This window comes from Moorena sp. SIO4E2 (assembly GCF_010671945.1).
Taxonomy (GTDB): Bacteria; Cyanobacteriota; Cyanobacteriia; order Cyanobacteriales; family Coleofasciculaceae; genus Moorena; species Moorena producens.
This window is the reverse complement of record NZ_JAAHIE010000877.1, coordinates 1-2,367: the sequence shown is the minus strand read 5'-3', so window position 1 is coordinate 2,367 and position 2,367 is coordinate 1. Positions and strand designations below refer to the sequence as shown.

At 44.2% G+C, this 2,367-nt stretch carries 2 protein-coding genes and 1 pseudogene; all 3 read left to right on the top strand.

All coding sequences use genetic code 11. The features are described from left to right. Positions 1 to 152, top strand: a pseudogene (locus F6K37_RS45895) (SRPBCC family protein); the annotation flags it as partial. 96 nt (positions 153 to 248) lie between these two features. After that, positions 249 to 836, top strand: a complete 588-nt coding sequence (locus F6K37_RS38495; protein ID WP_287256422.1) for an IS607 family transposase — start codon at positions 249 to 251, stop codon at positions 834 to 836. Further along, positions 739 to 1,827, top strand: coding sequence for an RNA-guided endonuclease TnpB family protein (locus F6K37_RS38490; RefSeq protein WP_353839011.1), 1,089 nt, complete (start codon positions 739 to 741; stop codon positions 1,825 to 1,827). The genes F6K37_RS38495 and F6K37_RS38490 overlap by 98 nt, the downstream gene beginning before the upstream one ends. Positions 1,828 to 2,367: the final 540 nt, after the last annotated feature.

Here is a 2,367-nt window from a genome sequence, read left to right as displayed (position 1 = left end):
AGGTAGAGTCCACCCTTTGTGGTACCTATATTTCCTACTCAGTTACCCTAAAGGGCTGGTTATCACCCTTAATCTGGTGGATGATTCGCCCCTACGTGGCGCGGGTGGTATTTGAATTAGCCCAGGCCGCCGAGCAGGTCGGAGCAATCTAAACCTATAGCCCTTGACCGTTGGGAGAGGTTAGTGGACAGTTATAGAAAGTGTAATAAAGCCTAGTAAAGTCTCAGGGGGTTTGTTAGAGTAGAGACATGGCATTAGTACCTCTCCGTAAGGCGGTCGAACTTACGGGACTCTCTCAAACCACACTTAGGAAGTATGCAGACAATGGCACTATCAAATGTGAGCGAACCCCAAGTGGATACAGAATGTTCTGTACAGCTAGTCTTGCCACTCTGGGAAGACAACAAGCTCCAGAGCCATCAACCATCTGTTATTGCAGGGTCAGTAGTTCCAAGCAAAGAGATGACCTCGCCAGGCAAGTCGCGTACATGCACTCGCTCTTCCCGGAAGCGGAAATCATCCAAGACATCGGTTCAGGACTCAACTACAAAAGGAAAGGACTTAAAACCATACTGGGACGACTTATGCAGGGTTGTCAGCTCACGATTGTTGTTGCCTGTAGAGACCGGCTTACCCGATTCGGTTTTGAACTGTTTGAGTACCTGGTCAGTTTCAACGGTGGAAAAATCTTGGTTCTCGACCAGCCTAAAAGTTGTCCAGAATCCGAACTCACCGCAGATCTTCTGTCCATCATTCACGTCTTCTCTTGCCGCGTCCACGGACTCCGAAAGTACGGGACAAAAATCAAAGAAGATCAGGATATTCCTAAGTGCTGAACAGCGTTCCCTGATCCGGAAGTGGTTTGGAGTGTCTCGTTACGTCTTCAACAAGACCGTCAAGATACTTCAAAATGGCGAAGTTAAAGCTAATTGGAAAGCCATTAAAACTGGGATATTAAATGACCTTCCCGAGTGGTGCAAGGAAGTACCTTATCAAATTAAATCTATAGCGATTAAGGATGCTTGCACTGCTGTCAGGGAGGCAAAGAAAAAATACAAAAAGACTGGACAAATAAATCGAGTTAGGTTTAGGTCTAGAAAGAACCCTGTTCAGTCTTGCTACATCCCCAAGTCGGCAGTCTCAGCAAAAGGCATTTATCATACAAAGTTGGGAGGTTTGACTTTTTCTGAGATTTTACCTGAAAATAGGGGCGACTGTAGATTGACCAGCAACAACGGGGATTATTATTTGACAATCCCTCATCAAACTATTCAAAGAAAAGCCGAGAGCCAAGGTAGAGTAGTAGCGATAGACCCCGGTGTTAGAACATTCTTGACGTTTTTCAGTGAGAATTCCATAGGTAAAATTGGCCACGGAGATTTTTCTCGTATTCAACGACTTTGTACTCATCTTGATAACTTATTGTCAAAAATAAGTAAGGCCAAGAGAAATCAAAAACGACGAATGAGAAAAGCTGCAAGGCGAATCATTATCAGAATTAAAAACCTGATAAATGAGATCCATCAGAAAGCTGCTAGGTTTTTAGTAGACAACTTTGACGTGATATTGCTTCCAACTTTTGAGACATCTGAAATGTCCAGGAAAGGAAAAAGAAAAATCAGATCAAAGACTGTGCGAAACTTGCTGACATTCTCTCACTTTAGGTTCAAAGAGTTCTTGAAGCATAAAGCCTCTGAGACCGGAAAGACAGTAGTAGATGTTTGCGAAGCCTATACCAGCAAGACTGTGAGCTGGACCGGAGAAATGGTAAACATCGGTGGAAGTAAGACCATTAGGTCAAAGATTGATGGTCGGTCAATGGATTGACCTTTGGTCACGCTTCGCGAACGAGACATCAATGGCGCACGTGGAATATTTCTTCGTGCTTTGGTAGATACACCCTGGCTGCGAGAGCAGCTTGCATTGGTGAGCTAAAGACTGCACTAGTAGACTTTAGTAGCCAAAAAGTATCGGTAGACACCAACAATCCACCAGTGCCAAAGCTGGTCTACCCTCCTTACAAGGGTAGGTTTTTAAACATTGGGGCGACTAAGTACTCTCATTGCGTATAAATTAATAAAAATATGTATCAAAATACACAATTATTTCCGGGATAATTCTCCCCATTTCCCGCTTTTCCCGATTCCCTCGGTGCGCTTTCCGTAGGCGAATTAAATTCGCCACGGGTCGCACCGCTCCCGACCCAAATGTAAAAAACCTACCCCTGTGAGGTTCCCCCCACTCGCGCTTTGCATCAAGACAGGGACAAGAGTTTCAGGTTTTTTGTCCTGATTTAATAAAAGGTCGTAATAGTACCACTTTAATAGAAGTTTATTGATCACTGACACACCTATCCGGACTTAATCG

Excerpts from the sequence above, each read along its gene's own strand:
- F6K37_RS38495 (WP_287256422.1), top strand. The coding sequence starts at position 249 with ATGGCATTAGTACCTCTCCGTAAGGCGGTCGAACTTACGGGACTCTCT.